The organism is uncultured Rothia sp. (assembly GCF_963507905.1).
Lineage (GTDB): Bacteria > Actinomycetota > Actinomycetes > Actinomycetales > Micrococcaceae > Rothia.
In genome coordinates this window covers 1-18,536 of record NZ_CAUOUU010000004.1, presented here as the reverse complement: position 1 = coordinate 18,536, position 18,536 = coordinate 1, and the positions used below count along the sequence as shown (strand labels likewise).

12 protein-coding genes are annotated in these 18,536 nt (G+C 58.6%); 5 read left to right on the top strand and 7 right to left on the bottom strand.

Going from position 1 to position 18,536, the window contains the following annotated elements:
- Positions 1–48 precede the first annotated feature (48 nt).
- Complete coding sequence (locus RQ593_RS03755; RefSeq protein ID WP_311449865.1) at positions 49–2,580, bottom strand: Tex family protein; 2,532 nt, start codon at positions 2,578–2,580, stop codon at positions 49–51.
- Between the two features lie 412 nt (positions 2,581–2,992).
- On the opposite strand from RQ593_RS03755, the gene RQ593_RS03750 reads away from it, so the two are divergent.
- The gene (locus RQ593_RS03750; protein ID WP_311449864.1) at positions 2,993–4,582 is read left to right on the top strand and encodes a dehydrogenase; all 1,590 of its coding nucleotides are present in this window, start codon (positions 2,993–2,995) and stop codon (positions 4,580–4,582) included.
- 147 nt (positions 4,583–4,729) lie between these two features.
- On the opposite strand, the gene RQ593_RS03745 is transcribed toward RQ593_RS03750, so the two are convergent.
- Both RQ593_RS03745 and RQ593_RS03740 read right to left on the bottom strand, forming a co-directional pair.
- Positions 4,730–6,205, bottom strand: coding sequence for an amino acid permease (locus RQ593_RS03745; RefSeq protein ID WP_311449863.1), 1,476 nt, complete (start codon positions 6,203–6,205; stop codon positions 4,730–4,732).
- A 438-nt stretch (positions 6,206–6,643) separates the two neighbouring features.
- Positions 6,644–8,137, bottom strand: a complete 1,494-nt coding sequence (locus tag RQ593_RS03740; RefSeq protein ID WP_311449862.1) for an amino acid permease — start codon at positions 8,135–8,137, stop codon at positions 6,644–6,646.
- Positions 8,138–8,612: 475 nt separating this feature from the next.
- Here RQ593_RS03740 and trmB point away from each other — a divergent pair, with 475 nt between their 5' ends.
- Positions 8,613–9,419, top strand: coding sequence for a tRNA (guanosine(46)-N7)-methyltransferase TrmB (trmB, locus tag RQ593_RS03735; protein ID WP_005508988.1), 807 nt, complete (start codon positions 8,613–8,615; stop codon positions 9,417–9,419).
- Positions 9,420–9,644: 225 nt separating this feature from the next.
- On the opposite strand, the gene RQ593_RS03730 is transcribed toward trmB, so the two are convergent.
- The 4 genes from RQ593_RS03730 to dnaK all read right to left on the bottom strand — a co-directional run bounded on the left by RQ593_RS03730 (position 9,645) and on the right by dnaK (position 13,839).
- On the bottom strand, positions 9,645–10,151 hold the full coding sequence (locus tag RQ593_RS03730; protein ID WP_311449861.1) for a heat shock protein transcriptional repressor HspR: 507 nt from the start codon (positions 10,149–10,151) through the stop codon (positions 9,645–9,647).
- Positions 10,152–10,154: 3 nt separating this feature from the next.
- Positions 10,155–11,141 carry a DnaJ domain-containing protein gene (locus RQ593_RS03725; RefSeq protein WP_311449860.1) on the bottom strand — a complete coding sequence of 329 codons (987 nt, stop codon included), beginning with the start codon at positions 11,139–11,141 and terminating at the stop codon, positions 10,155–10,157.
- Positions 11,142–11,425: 284 nt separating this feature from the next.
- Complete coding sequence (locus RQ593_RS03720; RefSeq protein WP_311449859.1) at positions 11,426–12,004, bottom strand: nucleotide exchange factor GrpE; 579 nt, start codon at positions 12,002–12,004, stop codon at positions 11,426–11,428.
- 2 nt (positions 12,005–12,006) lie between these two features.
- The gene (gene dnaK / locus RQ593_RS03715) at positions 12,007–13,839 is read right to left on the bottom strand and encodes a molecular chaperone DnaK (protein WP_311449858.1); all 1,833 of its coding nucleotides are present in this window, start codon (positions 13,837–13,839) and stop codon (positions 12,007–12,009) included.
- A 703-nt stretch (positions 13,840–14,542) separates the two neighbouring features.
- Between dnaK and RQ593_RS03710 the strand changes: the two genes are divergently transcribed.
- The 3 genes from RQ593_RS03710 (at position 14,543) to RQ593_RS03700 (ending at position 18,314) form a co-directional block, all read left to right on the top strand.
- Positions 14,543–16,264 (top strand): pentapeptide repeat-containing protein, encoded by a 1,722-nt coding sequence (locus RQ593_RS03710; protein WP_311449857.1) that lies wholly within the window; start codon positions 14,543–14,545, stop codon positions 16,262–16,264.
- Between the two features lie 135 nt (positions 16,265–16,399).
- Positions 16,400–16,528 carry a hypothetical protein gene (locus RQ593_RS03705; protein WP_304268824.1) on the top strand — a complete coding sequence of 43 codons (129 nt, stop codon included), beginning with the start codon at positions 16,400–16,402 and terminating at the stop codon, positions 16,526–16,528.
- Positions 16,529–16,709: 181 nt separating this feature from the next.
- On the top strand, positions 16,710–18,314 hold the full coding sequence (locus RQ593_RS03700) for a pentapeptide repeat-containing protein (RefSeq protein ID WP_311449856.1): 1,605 nt from the start codon (positions 16,710–16,712) through the stop codon (positions 18,312–18,314).
- Positions 18,315–18,536: the final 222 nt, after the last annotated feature.

Below are 18,536 nucleotides of genomic sequence, written 5' to 3'. Positions count from 1 at the left end.
CATTCGCGGATTGCTCGATAAGTCGGCGAGCGATCGCACTCTCCCCCGCTAGTTCTCGTCCTCTACCAGCAGGGAGAGGGAGATGCGGCGGCGCGCCGGGTCGACCTCCACCACGCGCACCTGCACGATGTCGCCGCTGCGCACAATATCGTGCGGGTTCGCCACGTAGCCGCGGCTCATCTGCGAGATGTGCACGAGGCCGTCCTGGTGCACACCAATATCCACGAACGCACCGAATGCCGCCACGTTCGAGACGGTACCCTCGAGCACCATGCCGGGGCGCACATCCTCGAAGTGCGAGACGGACTCGGAGAAGCGGGCGGTGCGGAAGCTACCGCGCGGGTCCAGGCCGGGGCGGCGCAGCTCGGCGAAGATATCCTCGACCGTGTACACACCGGCGGCGGCTTCGTCCGCGCTCACCTGAGTATCGGTCTGAGTGCCGCTATCCTGCACGTAGTCGGCGGGGTTCAGCCCGGCGAGCGGGTCGGTTCCATCCGAGGTACCCAGGGCGCCGGCAACCCAGTGGGCGCCGTTGCGTGCCTGCGCGTCGGCAATGATGCGGCGCGCGAGCGGGTAGGCTTCCGGGTGCACCGCGGAGGCGTCCAGCGGCTCCTCACCGCCGCGGATGCGGATGAATCCTGCCGCCTGGCGGAAGGTCTTCGCACCCAGTCGCGGCACGTTCAGCAGCTGCTGACGGTTCGTGAAGGGACCGTGTTCGGTGCGGTAGGCGACGATGCGTTCGGCGGTTGCGGTGCCCACGCCCGCCACGTGCGCGAGCAGCTGCACGGAGGCGCTGTTGAGGTTCACGCCCACGGCGTTCACGCAGTCTTCGACGGTGTCGTTGAGGGCGCGGCGCAGGGCGGCGGGCGGCACGTCGTGCTGGTACTGGCCCACGCCAATGGACTGCGGGTCGATTTTGACGAGCTCGGCGAGCGGGTCCTGCAGGCGGCGGGCGATGGAGACGGCGCCGCGTACGGTCACGTCGTAGTCGGGCAGTTCGGCGGCGGCGAGGGCGGAGGCGGAGTAGACGGAGGCGCCCGCCTCGGAGACAGTCACCTTCTGGGGCGCGTCTACGCCTTCTTCACGCAGGGTGCGGATCAGTTCGCTGGCGAGCTTGTCGGTTTCGCGGCTTGCGGTGCCGTTGCCGATGGCGATGAGTTCCACGCCGTGCTCGCGGCAGGCGGCGGCGAGCTCGCGCAGCGCTTCTGCCCACTGGTTGCGCGGGGCGTGTGGGTAGACGGTGCCCACGCGCAGCGGCTCACCGGTGCCGTCAACTACGGCGTATTTCACGCCGTGGCGCAGGCCCGGGTCCAGGCCGAGGGTGGTTTTGTGGCCGGCGGGTGCGGCGAGCAGAATATCGCGCAGGTTGGAGGCAAATACCTCGGTGGCGTGCTGTGCGGCGGCGTCGAGTAGCTGGTGGCGAATGCGTTCGGCAAGCCGCGGGCGCAGGTGGCTGCGCCATGCGGTGCGGACGGTGGCGGCGAGCCAGCCGAGTACGCGGTCTTCGTCGTCGACGGTGTTGAGCACCTGCACGGGGATGCGTAGCGCGGCAGCGACTTCACGCTCGTATGCAGAACGGACGTTCTCGTAATTTTCGGCGGCGGCCTCAGCTTCGGCACGGGCGGCACCGCGCAGGCGGCTGAGCGCCACGGGGGCGGGTGCCACATCCACCTTGAGGCGCACCACGCCGGCGTCCTTGGCGCGGTGCAGCGCCAGCACGCGGTGCGGCGGAATGGAACGAATACGGTCCGAGAAGGCGAAATAGTCGGAGAACTTCGCGCCGGTGCTTTCCTGACCGGCAATCACGCGGGACTCAATCACGCCGCCTTCACGTAGGCGCTTGAGGAGCTTTTCGCTGAGCACCGGGTCGGTGAGGGCGCGGTCAATCAGGATCGCGCGGGCACCGTCGAGGGCCTCTTCGGCGCTGTGAATCTGCAGGGCTTCGTCTGCTTCTGCCGCCTCAATGCCCTCATCCTCGTCGTCTTCGTCGTCTTCGGTGCCGTCGGTAATGTACGCGGCGGCAATGGCGTGCGCCTCGGCGAGGGGCACCTCCAGCAGGTCTTCAACGAGGGAATCAAGCCCGGCGGCACGCGCCATCTGGGCGCGGGTCACGCGCTCGCTGCGGTACGGGGCGTAGATGGCGTTCACGTCTGCGATGGTGGCGGCGTTCATGAGCGAGGAACGCAGCTGCAGCAGGGTGAGCGGGTCGATGAGGCCTTCGTCGGCGCGTTCGGTGAGCGCTTCGAGCACGCGGTTGCGGCGCTCTTCGAGGGCGCGGAGCTGACCCAGACGCGACTGGATGGTGCGCAGCTGGGTGTCGGTGAGTGCGCCCGTTGCTTCTTTGCGGTAGCGGGCGATGAAGGGTACGGAGTTGTCGGCGTCGAGTAGCACCACGGCGGCGCGGATGCGGTGCGGCGCAATGCCGGTTTCTACGGCGAGCGCGTTGATGAGGTGCTCGGCGGGCGGCTCAGCTGCGCCACCGGTTTCGTGTTTTTCGCGGTGTGCGGCGCTGCTGGGCGCGGGGTCTGCAGCTCGATTCGCACGCGGGCGGATACTGCTCGGGAGGGGGTGTTCGCTCATCCTTCCAGTTTCGCATATTTCGCCGCGGCTCACGGGTTGGCCGGTGATGCTGGGGGTAGAGTCAGCGTGGGGCGTATTGTGCTCGTCTGGGCGGGTGCGGGTGAGCGTATTTTTCCGCCGTATTTTCTAGTGCAGAATGCGAGTCTTTGTGCACATTTTGCCCTGTGGGTTCGCTAAACGTTGTCATCTTTACGTAAGAAACCGTGTTGAGGGTTCACCTATTTGAATAGTGGTAAGTTTCAGCGATAAATTTAGATAAAAGAGGATATTTTTTGAAAAAATATCTCTTATTTGTGCAGATAAGGGGTGGCATCACACCACGCAAACGCCCTTGTCTGCGTGCACGCATTCAGGGTTTCGGCGGCACGGTACGACAAGGTGCTGCCACATCCCGCAGATGAAAGAGGGACCCATGCGCGAACAAGCCGCGCTATCAAACGCTCCGGAGGGCTACTTAGATTTTCACGACGAGTACGCGGAACTTATCGCCGAACTCGCCGCGCTGGGGTTCACCCCTAGCCAGGTTCTCCGCCGCCTCAACTTTCTGTACCCGCACATCAACAAGAAGCATCTGAACTATGCCCTGAACTCCGGTATCTGGCAGTTTGGTCCGGTCACGGCAGAGGCCCCGAGCTACACGGTGCTCGCCTGCGGCCTCTGGTATGTTTTCGCGGAAGCCTACGATCTGCCCCCGGAGCCCGAGTACACGGCGCTGATTCTTGATTGCGATATTATCCACGACCTGCCGCCCGCGTTGGAGGCGCGCCACTTCAATAGCGAAGACATCGCCCACATTCTGGCGAAGATCGGCGCTACGCTCAAGTACCTTGCCGCACACCCCTACTCCCAGCTGGAGGAAGAAGCCTACGCGCAGACCCTCGAGGACATCCGGCAGCGCGGCGTGAAAGAAATCGGTACCGAGGGCGGTAGCCTGTACACCCTGCTTGCCGCCAGCATGGAGGGCGAATCGGCGTGGCCGGCACCGGTTCAGACCGTCAACGATTACCTCGGCGACGGCGACTGGTCCCTGGGCATGCTCCGCACCGGCATCTACCCGGCAGAAGCGCTCGAGAACGAGTGGTATATCGACGCCGCGGCGGTACCCGAGGATTTTGCGCCGAAGACTCTGAGCCTCTTTTTGAGCTATTGCGCCCGCTACGACCGCGAGCCGACGGCGCTGAACTACGGCTACTGGTCTACCATTCCCACGCTCATTGAGCAGGTGCCGCCCCTGGGTGCGGTACGCGCCAAGTTCGGCTCCTGGCAGACAACCCTGCATCGCGGACGCACGCAGATTGCCCGCGAGCTACGCCTGTGGACGAGGAACGAAGCCAACGTAGCTGCCGTGGAGGCGAGCGCCACTGAGTCGAACGAGGCCGAGGCGAGCGCCGCTGAGGAGCTTGAGCTCCTCGACGCTGAGCTGACTAACGCTGAGCTCACCGATGCAGAACTAGCAGAGCCGGATACCCCGGACGGCTCCCCTGCGGGCGCTCCCGCAGAATCGGCAGAACCCGCACGTCTGAGCGCCCGCGAACTCACCGAGCAGGGCATCGGCGTGGTGCAGACCGCCCACACCGACCTGGCGGCGTACCACCGCACCCAGTGGGAGCAGACGGTGGAGGTCTTCGGCGAACGCCTCGCGCAGCTTGCCTGGAACCGCCGCCTGAGCACCTACTACTTCTTCGATGGCGCCTCCCTCGAGGACGCCGACCCGACCCCCATGGTGACGATTTTCCGCTCCCCCACCGGCTTCCTCTGCGAGTTCGAACCCACCGTCGAGGCGCTGCCCGCCTTCGACCCGGAGTTCCTACAGGGGCACGGCTGGAGGCACCCGGTGCCGGTGCACGCGCTGTGGAACCTGCACGCACTCGACCCGATGGAGGCGGCTGCCGCCGTCATCGAGGCGATGCGTTCCGGTTGCGGCTGTGAACGCTGGGATTTCTACCGCACCGATGATGACGAGGATCCGCTGGCGGAAGAAGCTGAGGTAGCGTCCGTCTAAGCAAGCACTCCCGCGAGCCTCTCGTCGGGTTCATCCCTGGAGACAGCGAAAGCCCGCGTCCCCGCTCCCTGAGAGGAGCAGGTGACGCGGGCTTTACGCATACGCTGATAGCCGGTACTGGCAACCAGTATGGCTTAGCGTGGGTGTTTAGCGTGCCGAGAAAATCTCGGACGCCTCCACAATCGCAATCTGCGCGGTGCGGGTCGAGATTGCTTCGTGGCGGCGGGCATCAGCGCGGCGCTTGAAGACCCAGCCGATACCCAGAATCACGAACCAGATGGGCATCGCGAGCAGACCCATGAGAGTTTCCTCGTTCATGGTCAGCACACCAATGGTGAAAGCGAAGAACGCCAGCGCCAGCCACGCGGAGAAACGGCCGCCAGGCAGACGGAACTTCGACTTCTTGTGGCGCGAGGGGAACTTCTTGCGGTACATCAGGTAGCTGACCATAATCATGGCCCACGCAAAAATCACGAGCACCGCAGCCACGGTGGTGACCAGGTTGAACGCACGAGAGATCGAGTCGCCCGCGTAGAGCAGCACAATCGAGGACAGCAGCATCACGGCGGAGAGGAACAGCGCGTTACGCGGCACACCGTTCTTAGAAATCTTGCCCAGGAACTGCGGGGCGCTGCGCTCGCGCGCCAGACCGAATGCCATACGCGAGGTGGAGAAGATACCGGAGTTCGCCGAGGAGGTTGCGCTGGTAATCACCACGAAGTTGATGATATGCGCGGCGATACCCAGGCCCGCCAGAGTGAACATGGCGACGAAGGGGCTCTTATCGGGGCTGACCAGGCGCCAGGGGGTGACCATCAGGATGACGGCGAGTGCACCCACGTAGAAGACCATAATACGTACCGGCACGGCGTTAATTGCCTTGGGCAGGGTCTTTTCGGGGTCCTTAGTTTCTGCGGCGGTGGTACCGACCAGTTCGGAGCCCATGAACGCGAAGACGGCAATCTGGAATGCACCGAGGAAGCCAAGCAGGTGGTTGGGGAACATGCCGCCGTCATTCCAGAGGTTTGCAACGGATGCCTGTGCGCCACTGGGTGAGGTGAAGCCGACGGCGATCATGCCGCCGCCAACGATGATCAGGGCGACGATGGCGACAATCTTAATCATGGAGAACCAGAATTCGATTTCGCCGAAGTTCTTCACGGAGACCAGGTTCAGGGTCAGCAGAACGCCGATGACGGCGAGCGCCGGGATCCATGGCTGCAGGTCGGGCCACCACATGTGCAGGTAGCCGACGATTGCGATGATGTCCGCGACGGCGGTGACCACCCACATGAACCAGTAGGACCAGCCGAGGAAGAAGCCCGCCATGGGGCCGACAAGGTCGGTGGTGAAGTCAGAGAAGGACTTGTACCTCAGGTTGGAGAGCAGAATCTCGCCCATAGCTCGCAGTACCAGGAAGATGACGGCGCCGATGAGCATGTACACGAAAATAACTGAGGGACCCGCCATGGAGATGGCGCGACCGGAGCCCATGAACAGGCCCGTGCCGATGGCACCGCCGATGGCGATGAGCTGGATGTGGCGGTTGCTTAGACCGCGGTGTAGTCGCTCTCCCTGTTCGGGAGCTTTAGGATTCAGGCTGACGTTGTTCTGTTCAGTCACGACGTCCTCTTTTCAGCGGTTGTACCCCGTACCGCATGTACCCCTAGTGTAATGAGAATCATTAAGATTCAGGAGGTATAGCTAATGCATGAATATGCGGCCATTTGCTTGCGGGGTGTCCCCGGATTTCGGGGCGAGGCTGAGGCTCTGCCAGCTACCGCGCAGTATTCGGAAGTGTCACACTATCGATTGACGCGGAGTTTTTCTGAGAGCCCTCACAGCTACTTGGATAGTTATTCTACAGGTATTAAGTGCAAGAAAACAGGATTTACGGCAAAAATGTGACCTATTTCTATTATTCACGTCATATCAAGCGGTGTAAAAAATGCCGCCCGGAACGTAAACAGGCAGGCACGAGGGCACGCGAAAGCCCCGCCTCCGCATCCTAAAAGAATGCAGAAACGGGGCTTACCAACAGCGCCGCAGAAAGAGCAGAAACTACTGCTGACCAGCCTTGTCAGCAGCCTTGTCAACAACATTGCCAGCAGCCAGCGCACGAGCATGCTTAGCGGCGTGACGGCGGGTCAGAATCTCGTAGCCAATAGCCAGAGCAATGAACCAGATGGGGGTCAGTGCCAGGCCGATTGCGGTGTCCGGGTACAGGCTTAGGGCGTAGACCATGACGGCGAAGAAGACCAGACCAAACCAGCTCATGCCAATACCCCAGGGCATCTTGTATGCGGATGCCTCGTGGCGTTCGGGGAACTTCTTACGGTAGACCAGGTACGCAATCAGGATCATGCTCCAGGTGAAGATACCCATCATCGACGCCACGGAGGTCACCACGGTGAACGCCTCCATGATGCCGCTACCGGCATACAACATGACCAGGCTAAACAGCAGCATCACGGTGGTCAGGTACAGGGCGTTAGCGGGCACACCGTTCTTGGTGAGCTTACCCAGCGCGGAGGGTGCGGCACCGTCGTGTGCCAGACCGTAGACCATGCGGGAGGTCGAGAAAATACCGGAGTTCGCCGAGGACGCCGCGGAGGTCAGCACCACAAAGTTCACCAGGGAGGCGGCAACAGCAATGCCCGCCAGGGAGAACATGCCCACGAAGGGGCTCATGGACTTATCCAGCTTGTCCCAGGGGGTGACGGCGAGGATGGTCAGCAGCGGCAGCGCGTAGAAGAGGCCAATGCGGAAGGGTACCGCGTTAATTGCCTTGGGCAGGGTGCGTTCAGGGTGTTCGGTTTCCGCCACGGCGGTACCGACCAGCTCAGCACCCACGAAGGCAAAGAGCGCAATCTGGAAGGCACCCAGGAAGCCCGTCAGGCCCTGGGTAAAGATACCGCTACCGGAGGGGCCGGGGTGATCCCAGAGGTTTGCCACAGAGGCGACGGTACCGTCGGGCGCGGTGAAGCTGAAGGCAACCATGAGCGCACCAACAATAATGAGGGCGACAATCGCGACGATTTTAATGACTGCGAACCAGAATTCGATTTCACCGAAGTTCTTCACCGAGGGCAGGTTCAGCAACAGCAGAGCCACGATAACGGTCAGCGCCGGGATGAAGGCTGGGATTTCCGGCCACCAGTATTTGATGTAGCCGGTAATGGCAATGACGTCCGCGATACCTGTGACGACCCAGAAGAACCAGTACGACCAGCCGACGAAGAAGCCGGCGCGCAGACCGAGGATGTCGGTAATGAAGTCGGTGAAGGACTTGTACTTGGGGTTGGAGAGCAGAATCTCGCCCATGGCGCGCAGAACAAAGTAGATGACGCTACCGATAATCGCGTACACAAAGACGATGGAGGGGCCGGTCAGAGCGATGGTCTTTGCTGAGCCGAGGAAAAGGCCGGTGCCGATGGCGCCGCCAATAGCGATCAGCTGGATGTGTCGGTAGCTCAGTCCGCGCTGGAGCTTGGAGTGCTCAGCCTCCGAATCTAGGCCGGTGACGGAGTTCTGCGGCGTTGGCTGCTGTGTCACGTATTCCTCTTTTCTACGTCAGTTACCCTGTTGTTGCTCGGGGGCGATTCCGGGTGGTTGGTATTCACGCATATTTCTTAACGGCGTACGGGAAGGTGAAATTCCTGTTTCCGCAACCCGTGCCGGTTTTGGGGCTTATGGGCTCCAGGGGCGCGGGTTTGCCGGGGCTTGTATCACCGATAAGAAATATACAGAGAATGCATAATTTCAAATTTTACCCCCTCATACCCACACAAGCGCAATGAATCCAACATGGCTAGGATTTGAGACGGGGCGAGCCTGTGGCATCCCTCAGCCTCCACCCGGAACACACCCCGCATCACCCCTGAGCCGCCGCACTTTTGTCTGCGCGCTAAATTTCTACGCCCGCCGGACGTACACCGCACCCACCCCACGCCCGGCTAGTTCAGCGTCATGCCAGCCCCGCACACCGCGAAACCGCACGGTGCAGCGGCCCTGCGCTATTCTTTTAGGTATGTCTACTGAGAACACGCAGCCTAGCCAGGCACCCGAATCCACCGAAGAAAAGGCCAAGAAGCCGGTTCCCGAGGAATTCTTCCGCCAGCCCTACTCCTTCGTCCGCCGCGGCGACCGCCTCACCGCGCGCCGCCAGAAGGCGTGGGACACCTACTCCCCCACCCACGTGCTGGACATTCCACGCCTGCGCACCGACACTTCCGTCGCGCCCGAGGCGACCTTCGACCCGGTTAAGATTTACGGCCGCGAGGCGTACCAGGTCGTCGAGATTGGTTCCGGTCTGGGCGAGGCGATTGTGCACCGCGCAGCTGAGGTGCCCGAGGCGAATTTCCTCGCCGTTGAGGTGTACACCCCCGGCATCGCGGACCTGCTGCTGAAGATGGGCAACGCCGGCGTGGAGAACGTGCGTGTGGCTCAGGCGAACGCACCCGAACTGCTCGACAACATGCTTGAGGAGAACTCCGTGGACGAGCTGTGGGTGTTCTTCCCGGACCCCTGGCACAAGTCCCGCCACCACAAGCGCCGCCTGGTGTCCCCGGCGTTCGCTGATAAGGTTGCACGCGTGCTCAAGCCCGGCGGCATTTGGCGTCTGGCGACTGACTGGGAGGAGTACGCCCTGGTCATGCGCGAGGTTCTGGAGGCGCACCCCGACTTTGAGAACGTGAACCCCGGCGCCGGTGCGACCGAGGAGGATCCGCTGGGTGGTTGGGCTCCGCGTTGGGAGGGTCGTACCCTCACCAGCTTTGAGCGTAAGGCTCAGGAGGCGGGCCGACGCGCGCACGATCTGACCTACCGCCGTAAGTAAGCGGAGCAGCGCTAGTACGCGACTTATACGTTAAGGAGGTGAGGCTCCCCGGTCATTCGGGGAGCCTCACCTCCTTGTGTGTGGGTCCAAGTGCATGCGGGGCGGGGGTCTACCCTACCTCGCGGCGCATGACACAAAGACTCACAAGCCTATATGGGCGGCTGACTAGCACAAATGAGCTAGAACAGCCGAACCGTTTATCCAAGTGTAGCGGGTTTAGCTGGTTTAGCGCTGCGGCTTCGCGTCATCCGCCGTAGCCGACTGGTGACGCTGACGGTACAGCACCACAGCCGAAGAACGCTGACGAGGCGCCGGGCGGGTACCGCGGGCAATATGCACCACATCGCCACTGGTACCGGCTGCGAACACGCGCTCCGCCATGCCCAGCTTCACCTTCGCGTCCTCAACCTGATGCTGCAGCGCCGCAATCTGCTCCTGCTGATCCTCCACAAGGGACTGCAGCTCAATAATACGGCGAATACCCTCCAGGGAGACGCCCTCCTGCGAGAGCTGCTGAATCTGCTGCAGACGGTTAACGTCACGCTGCGAATAGCGGCGCGCCTTACCGGGCGCACGCGAAGGCTGGACCAGGCCGATGCGGTCATACTGGCGCAGGGTCTGCGGGTGCATGCCCGCCAGCTCAGCCGCCACAGAAATCACGAAAACCGGCAGGTCCACGCTGTGCAGCGGCTTGCCGCTACGGGACTTAGATGATGATTCTCGAGATGCCATGGTTTACTTCGCCTTCTTCAACAGATCCTTACGCGGGTTCTCCTGCGGTGCCAGTTTTACGAACTTATCGAATGCTTCCTGCGCCTCTGCGCTCAGCTCGGTGGGCAGTACAATCTCCGGGATGACCAGCAGGTCGCCGTCGCCGCCCTTAGCCTTGAAGCCGCGGCCCTTAGCGCGCAGTCGGCGGCCGACCTGGCCGGGTGCCAGGCGCAGCTTCACGGTGGATGCGTCGGGCAGAGGCACCTCAATCACTGCGCCGTCGACGGCCTCGGCGAGGGTGACGGGTGCGCGCATAATCAGGTTGTTTCCCTCGCGCGAATACACGGAGTCATCGGAGACGCGCACGGTGACCTTCAGATCGCCGCCGCGCAGACCCTTGCCGCGCAGGCGGACCTTCTGACCGTCCTTAATGCCTGCGGGGATGCGTGCCTCGGTGTGGGAGCCATCCGGCAGGAACACAGTCACGGTTGCGCCGGTGTATGCCTGAGCGAGGCTGATGCGGGTGCTGGTGCTGCTCTCTTCGGGGGCTGCGTGCTGTGCACTGCCGAAGCCGCCGCCGCCCATGCCGCCAAAGTCGGCGCTGGTGAAGCCTGCGGAGCGTCGGGAACCGCCGGCGCTACCGCCGAAGAGGCCGCCGAGCAGGTCGTCAATGTTGATGCCTGCGCCGCCGTTGCTGAAGCCGCCGAATGCGTCCGCGCCGGGGTAGCCGCCGCTAAAGCCGCCTGCACCGAAGCCGCCCGCGCCCATGCCTGCGGCGCCGTAGCGGCGAATCTGGTCGTACTCCTCGCGCTGCTTCTTGTCGGAGAGCACGTCGTATGCTTCCGAGATTTCCTTGAACTTCTTCTCCGCCTGCTCGTCGCCGGGGTTCAGGTCCGGGTGGTACTTGCGGGAGAGCTTGCGGTACGCCTTCTTGATGTCGCTCTCGCTCGCGTCTTCGCTCACGCCCAGGGCCTTATAAAAATCGTCGGTTAGCCAGTTTTCGCTTGCCATATGTTTGTTTCTCCTCTCGCGGTGATGCGCCGCCCTCCTCGGTTACGGGACGGCTAGCAGGGCACCACGTTCTTGTCTTAATGCTCTATATAAAAGTTTAGTCTACTTGACTCAATTTTGGAAGGGGGTAGACCAAAATTTAGCGCCCTACAAGGCTTTTTAACCACCGCCGCTACATACCGAGACCACGCACATATCGCAAGCAAACAACAGGGCGGGCGCTCCCCCGTCTGGGAGAGCACCCGCCCGTCGTTAGTTATTCAGCCAATGCCTAGCCTGCCACCTTACGGTGCGACAGCCACAGCCACCTGAGCGGTACGAACCACACGGTCGTTCACGCGGTAGCCGTAACGCAGAACCATGGAGACATGGTCCTCAGGCACCTCGTCGGTGGGCTGCTGCAGTACAGCTTCGTGGATGTTCGGGTCGAAGGCGTCGCCTACTTCACCGAAGCGCTCCACGCCCTGCTTGCCGAGCAGCTCTTCGAGCTTGGTAGCGATGGAGGCGAAGGGGCCGTCCTGCAGGTCGCCGTGCTTGCGTGCGGCGTCGATATCGTCGAGCACCGGCAACAGCGCGGTCACCAGTTCACTGGTTACGAAGCCTCGCAGCTGCTCCTTTTCGCGAGCGGTGCGGTTCTTGAAGTTAGTGAACTCTGCCTGCAGGCGAAGCAGGGAGTCCAGGCGCTCCGCGGCGAGTGCCGCATCCGCAGATTCTGCCTCGACAGCGTCCTGGAGCTCAGCCTCGACGGCTTCCGCGGCTTCCTCGGGGCTTTCGACCGATTCAGCTTCGGGGTGGCCTTCCGCTGCGGGGGCATTGAATGCCTCCTCCAGCGGGTCGGGGGTGATGTTTTCCTGCTCAGCCATGATTACTTCTTCTCGTCTTCGTCGATGACCTCGGCGTCGACAACGTCCTCATCAGCGGCGGGCTTGGACTCGGAAGCGTCAGCCTGTGCTGCTGCATAGAGTGCCTCGCCCAGCTTGGATCGGGATGCCTGCAGCTTCTCGAATGCGGACTTCACTGCTGCGTCGTCTTCGCCCTCGAGTGCCTTCTTCAGCTCATCAACGTCGCCCTGAACCTCGGTCTTGACGTCCTCGGGCAGCTTGTCGCCGTTCTCCTTCAGGAGCTTCTCAGTGGTGTATGCGACGGACTCGGCTTCGTTGCGGGTGTCAGCAGCCTCGCGGCGTGCCTTGTCCTGCTCTGCGTGTGCTTCTGCGTCCTTGACCATGCGGTCGATGTCGTCCTTGGAGAGGGAGGTGCCGCCGGTGATGGTCATGGACTGCTCAGCGCCGGTGCCCTTGTCCTTTGCGGAGACGTGGACGATGCCGTTTGCGTCGATGTCGAAGGTGACCTCAATCTGGGGCACGCCACGGGGTGCGGGGGCGATGCCGGTCAGCTCGAAGGTACCCAGGTTCTTGTTGTCGCGAGTGAACTCACGCTCACCCTGGAAGACCTGAATGGTCACGGAGGGCTGGTTGTCCTCTGCGGTGGTGAAGGTCTCGGAACGCTTGGTCGGGATTGCGGTGTTGCGCTCGATCAGCTTGGTCATCACGCCGCCCTTGGTCTCGATACCGAGGGAGAGGGGGGTGACGTCGATCAGCAGAACGTCCTTACGGTCGCCCTTCAGCACGCCTGCCTGCAGTGCTGCACCCATTGCCACGACCTCGTCAGGGTTCACGCCCTTGTTGGGCTCGCGGCCGGTGAGCTCCTTGACGAGCTCAGCGACAGCGGGCATACGGGTGGAGCCACCAACCAGGATGACCTCGGAAATCTCGGAGATGGACACGCCAGCTTCCTTGATTACGTCGAGCACGGGCTTCTTGGTACGCTCGAGCAGGTCGCGGGTCAGTTCCTCGAACTTTGCGCGGGTCAGCTTCTCATCCAGGTGGATGGGGCCTTCGGGGGTCACGGACAGGTACTGCAGGGAGATGTTGGTGCTAGAAGCGCTGGACAGCTCCTTCTTAGCCTGCTCAGCTGCCTCCTGCAGACGCTGCAGTGCAATCTTGTCCTTGGAGAGGTCTGCGCCGGTGTTTGCCTTCACCTGTGCGAGCAGCCACTCGACGACGCGGTGGTCCCAGTCGTCACCACCGAGGCGGTTGTCACCGCTGGTTGCGCGAACCTGGATGGTGGAGAAGCCGTCGTCGTCCTTGCCGACTTCCAGCAGGGAGACGTCGAAGGTACCGCCACCGAGGTCGAAGACCAGGATGAGCTCGTCTTCCTTACCCTTGTCCAGGCCGTATGCGAGTGCTGCGGCGGTGGGCTCATTGACGATACGCAGGACGTTCAGGCCTGCAATCTCGCCGGCTTCCTTGGTTGCCTGACGCTCAGCGTCGTTGAAGTATGCCGGGACGGTGATGACGGCGTCGGTGACCTTGTCGTTCAGGAATGCCTCTGCGTCGCCCTTCAGCTTCATGAGGATACGAGCGGAGATTTCCTGCGGGGTGTACTTCTTGCCGTCAATCTCGGTGGTCCAGTCGGTGCCCATGTGGCGCTTGACGGAGGAGATGGTGCGGTCGACATTGGTCACTGCCTGACGCTTTGCAACGCTACCGACCAGAACCTCGCCGTCCTTGGAGAATGCGACGACGGAGGGGGTGGTGCGGGTGCCCTCTGCGTTAGCGATGACGACCGGATCGCCACCTTCCAGTGCTGCTACGACCGAGTTGGTGGTACCGAGGTCAATACCTACTGCACGTGCCATATATTTATTCACTCCTTGTGATCAGTGCCCCGCTTCTTCTAATGCGAGGCGGGATAGTTTGAAAGTTTTGGAGGCGGTCGGTGCTGCGCGCGCCGCCCCGTGTGGAGTGGTCTGCGCGGCTGCTTTGAGCCTCATGTACTCAAGTATGCACCCTCTCAGAGGGCGTGTCAATAGGGTTGAGCGAACTTTACTCAACTTTTTTATGTGGAGGGGCATGAGGGGTGGGTTTTTCGGGGCTCTAGAGGGGTATTTTGCGGGCAATTTTGGGGCGGCGATGAGGCGCGGACGGGCGGTTTTGCCGCGGAATTCCGGGGTTTTTGGTCTGGATGCGGGCGCGGTGCGGCGATTCAGCGCACGGCGGACATGGGCGGGCTAACTGGGCGAAAAATTTTTTAAAAAGAGGGTGAAAAACCTAAAAATTGGGGTGCGAGAGGTGCTGCGAGATTCCTATACAGAGAAGGTACGGGCAGATTTTTGGGTCTGGGAACTCAACCTCTAGCAGCGCTGTTAGAGCCGGGGTGAGACGTCAGAGGTTCACCCCTCTTATATATAGAAGACCGCCTGCAAGCTCCATCGCTCGCTTTATAGAGGTATCTCCGCTTGTCCGGTCCGCAATTCCCCAACCTTCACCTATGGCTTGAGGCTACCCGTCTGCCGTATGCTGGTTACGACCATATTCTCTCAAAGTAGACAGGAGATTATTGTGCCTCCCCAGGAGACACCTCCCAAGGAAAGTCCTGACCCAATTAATGTACTTATCTCAATCATAAAACCGGGGTGGAAAAGGGTGCTTTTCCTTATTCTTCCCGCCATTGGGCTAATTATTGCGCACTTTATATGCTACTCAGATTCTCCTTCTACCCGCATTAATATAATCAGGCTATGCTTAACAATAATCACTGTTATATATATTGGAGTCAGCATTGACGAAGCATATAAGAAAAAATCTGACATTGTAGATTCATTTCAAAAAAATCAGCCTCAATTTTTTACAATAATTGTTATTCTCGGCGGCACACTCGCAATCTTAATTCCGATGATTATGAATGTCACAAAGCTCATTGGAGATGGCGCTCCTCTGACAACTGCATTGCTTGGTATTACGGGTGGAATTATTGCCATATTCGGATATTATAAAACTCACCAGAAAAGCGAGCTTGAACGTGAGCAATTAGATACCCAGAAACAGAAAGATGCTCGAGACCATATTCGTCAGCTCCATGATTCCTACAACGATCGTTTTGATAAAGCAGTTGCGGAGCTTAACAGCAACGATGTGAAATCTGCTTATGCAGCTGTACCTAAATTAGCTAAACTTGTCGATGCTTGGTTAGATTATAAAGATCTCAGCGATGATAAGAAAGAATTGAAGAAACTGAAAAAGAAGGCAAAGAAAGAAGCTCAAACAATCATAAACATTCTTTGCAAATATATACGCACCATGCCTGGTGAATACACAGAAGAAGACCTTAAAAACATAGGTGCCCTAAACAGCGCAGACCAGGATAAACTTAAAAATGAATCCGAGGTTCGCCGTCTCATTTTCTCCGAGATTAGTGATCGGTCCAGTACGGTTATAATTAAAGAAGACGAAATATCCATCATTCCTGGCACATGGAGCAACTTCGATTTCGATTTCAGTCGAGCACCAATTTTCTACCCACTCAATAACCTCACAATTGAGAAAGGTAATTTTTCTTCTGCCAAGTTCTACAGCAACGCAGACTTCAGCGGGGTGACTTTCACCCAAACCGCAGACTTCAGCTGGGTGACCTTCACCCAAAACGTGCGCTTCAGCGGGGCGACCTTCGCCCAAAACGCGGACTTCAGCTGGACGAAATTCGCCCAAAACGCGGACTTCAAGAGAGCGACTTTCGCCCAAAACGCGGACTTCAAGAGAGCGACTTTCACCCAAACCGCAGACTTCTACGAAGCGGCCTTCACCCAAACCGCGGACTTCAGCGGGATGACCTTCGACCAAAAGGCGAACTTCAACGGGGCGACCTTCGACCAAAACGCAGACTTCAACGGGGCAATCTTCACCCAAAACGCAGACTTCAGCAGGGCAATCTTCACCCAAAACGCAGACTTCAGCTGGGCAACCTTCACCCAAAACGCAGACTTCGCGGGGGCAACCTTCGTCCAAAAGCGGAGCTTTAAGGATGCGTTCTTCAAAAATTGTGCGCCAACCTTTATGAACGAGATTTTGGGAGCCTGGTTCTCCGTTCACACGGTTCAAGAGGACTACATTTTTTCAGTTTCTAGCGGCAGTAAACCTATCCCACCGGGTGAGGCCGAGCTTGACGGAATAGAACGCCAGATTCCGGTCGGAGCTGCGCTCTTCGACCTCGATTCAGGCCGTATAAGTGAGCCTGCGAAGCCCATAGAAGAGTCTGATAATCAGGGAGAAACCCCCTCCAAGTAAGGCTCATTAGAGATGCCCCGCCTGCACGAGATGTGCAGGCGGGGCTTCTTCTTTTGCCCAGTGCGAGCGCACAAGGGTGGGGTCCTCCCCTATGCTGGATATAAGCCAGCACCGGAGCAGGAAGGGAACACCACCATGAACCTCAACAAACTCTTCACCGCGCTGCGGCAACGCAAAAACACCCCGGCACACAACCTGCAGACTGAGCGGCGCGAACGCTACACGCACGCTCTCGAACAATTCCTCGACGGGCAGCCCGCCTGAGATTTCAGAGATTCGCCCCTCTTATATATAGAGGACCTGTATGCAAGCTTCATCGCTCGCTTTATGAAGGTATCTCCGCTTGTCCGACCCGTAATTTTTCAACCTTCACCTGTGGCTTGAGGCTACCCGCCTGCCGTATCCTGGCTAGGACCATATCCTCTCAAAGCAGACAGGAGACTCCATGCAGCACTCCCCCATTCAACCCACACCAGATGCAACTCCTCCAGATACCAACGGCAAAAAGGCAACTATCCGCAATTTCTTTGCTAATAACTGGATACCACTTATTATATTTTCAATATTCACATATATCGCAATTTGCTTTTTCCTAGATGTCCAAAATATATCTCATGAACATCTAAACAAGACTCAACAGTTGCTACAAGAAATAAAAGAAGGCAGAGACGCAGCCAATGAAACAATCAAGGAAATCGATAGCCTTCGAAACAGCTTTTCAATCCATGGGCTTCTTCTAATTCTATCTCTGATTATTCTTGTCTCTTGCTTCTCAAAACCTATAATGAAACTCCTAAATGAGTATCCCCAGCGAGTCTTTGTCTCAAGTATCGCATTAGGCGGAATTCTCGCGTTCTCGATACCTCAATATTTGTATTCATATAAATACATTGGGGAAACCAAAGATATAACTACTTCACTTTTAACTGTCACCGGCGGAATTTTGGCAGTCTTTACACTGCTAAAGACGCATCAAAAAAGCGAGCTTGAACGTGAGCAACTAGATACTCAGAAACAGAAAGATGCTCGAGATCATATACGACAACTACACAATTCGTACAGTGATCGATTTGATAAAGCCGTAACAGAACTTAATAGCGGCAAATCAAAGGATGCTTTTGCAGCGGTGTATAAACTCGTCCACCTTGCCGACGATTGGTTAGAATACAAAGATTTATCGGACAACAAGGAAGACCAAAATAAATTAAAAAATAGAGCCCAAAAAGAGACTCAGACAATCATCGATATCCTTTGCAAGTATATTCGAACCATGCCTGATGAATATACAGAAAAAGACATAGAATCCTTAGACGCCACAACACAGGATAAACTTAAAAATGAATCTGAGGTTCGCCGTCTCATTTTCTCCGAGATTAGTGATCGATCCAGTACGGTTATAATTAAAAAAGACGAAATATCCACCATTCCTGGCACATGGAGCAACTTCGATTTCGATTTCAGCCGAGCGCCCATTTTCTATCCCCTCAACGCCATCACAATTGAGAAAGGTAATTTCTCTTCTGCCAAGTTCTACAGTAAAGCAAACTTCGACAAAACGACCTTCATTCAAACCGCAGACTTCAGCGAGGCGACCTTCACCCAACCCGTGAGCTTCTGGGAAGCGAACTTCGCCCAAACCGCAGACTTCAGAACGGCAACCTTCACCCAACCCGTGCGCTTCTGGGAAGCGAACTTCACCCGAGCCGTGAGCTTCTGGGGAGCGGACTTCGCCCAAAGGGCGGATTTCAGCGCGGCAACCTTCAGCAGCAATGTGGACTTCGAAGATGCGACCTTCAAGAGATTTGAGCCGACTTTCACTGCAGATTATTGGGGGAAAACCCAGTTCTCCGTCCACACGGCTCAAGAGGACTACGATTTCTCAGTTCATAGCGGCAGCAAGCCTATTCAACTTGGCAAAGCTGAGCTTGACGGAATAGAACGCCAGATTCCGGTCGGAACTGTGCTCTTCGACCCCGATTCAGGCCGTAGAAGTGAGCCTGCAAAGCCGCTTGAAAATTCAGATACTGAGGAAGAAAAGCCCACTGCATAAGGCTCACTTCTAAAAGACCCCGTCTGCACACCTTGAACTGCCTCCCGTTTCTTGGACATCAAAACTAAAGTCCAAGAAACAGGAGGCTTTTCATGTCTATAAATCTGGGATTAAGACATGATCGTTTGCTCCGGGAGCAAGCAGCGCAAATGTTCGAGAGAGGATTCGGCTATGGTCTGACCGCCAGGAAGCTTGGTGTGTCCGCCGCAACTGTGAGAGAGT

Excerpts from the sequence above, each read along its gene's own strand:
- RQ593_RS03755 (WP_311449865.1), bottom strand. The coding sequence starts at position 2,580 with ATGAGCGAACACCCCCTCCCGAGCAGTATCCGCCCGCGTGCGAATCGA.
- RQ593_RS03750 (WP_311449864.1), top strand. The coding sequence starts at position 2,993 with ATGCGCGAACAAGCCGCGCTATCAAACGCTCCGGAGGGCTACTTAGAT.
- trmB (WP_005508988.1), top strand. The coding sequence starts at position 8,613 with ATGTCTACTGAGAACACGCAGCCTAGCCAGGCACCCGAATCCACCGAA.
- RQ593_RS03730 (WP_311449861.1), bottom strand. The coding sequence starts at position 10,151 with ATGGCATCTCGAGAATCATCATCTAAGTCCCGTAGCGGCAAGCCGCTG.
- RQ593_RS03725 (WP_311449860.1), bottom strand. The coding sequence starts at position 11,141 with ATGGCAAGCGAAAACTGGCTAACCGACGATTTTTATAAGGCCCTGGGC.
- RQ593_RS03720 (WP_311449859.1), bottom strand. The coding sequence starts at position 12,004 with ATGGCTGAGCAGGAAAACATCACCCCCGACCCGCTGGAGGAGGCATTC.
- dnaK (WP_311449858.1), bottom strand. The coding sequence starts at position 13,839 with ATGGCACGTGCAGTAGGTATTGACCTCGGTACCACCAACTCGGTCGTA.
- RQ593_RS03705 (WP_304268824.1), top strand. The coding sequence starts at position 16,400 with ATGAACCTCAACAAACTCTTCACCGCGCTGCGGCAACGCAAAAACACC.
- RQ593_RS03700 (WP_311449856.1), top strand. The coding sequence starts at position 16,710 with ATGCAGCACTCCCCCATTCAACCCACACCAGATGCAACTCCTCCAGAT.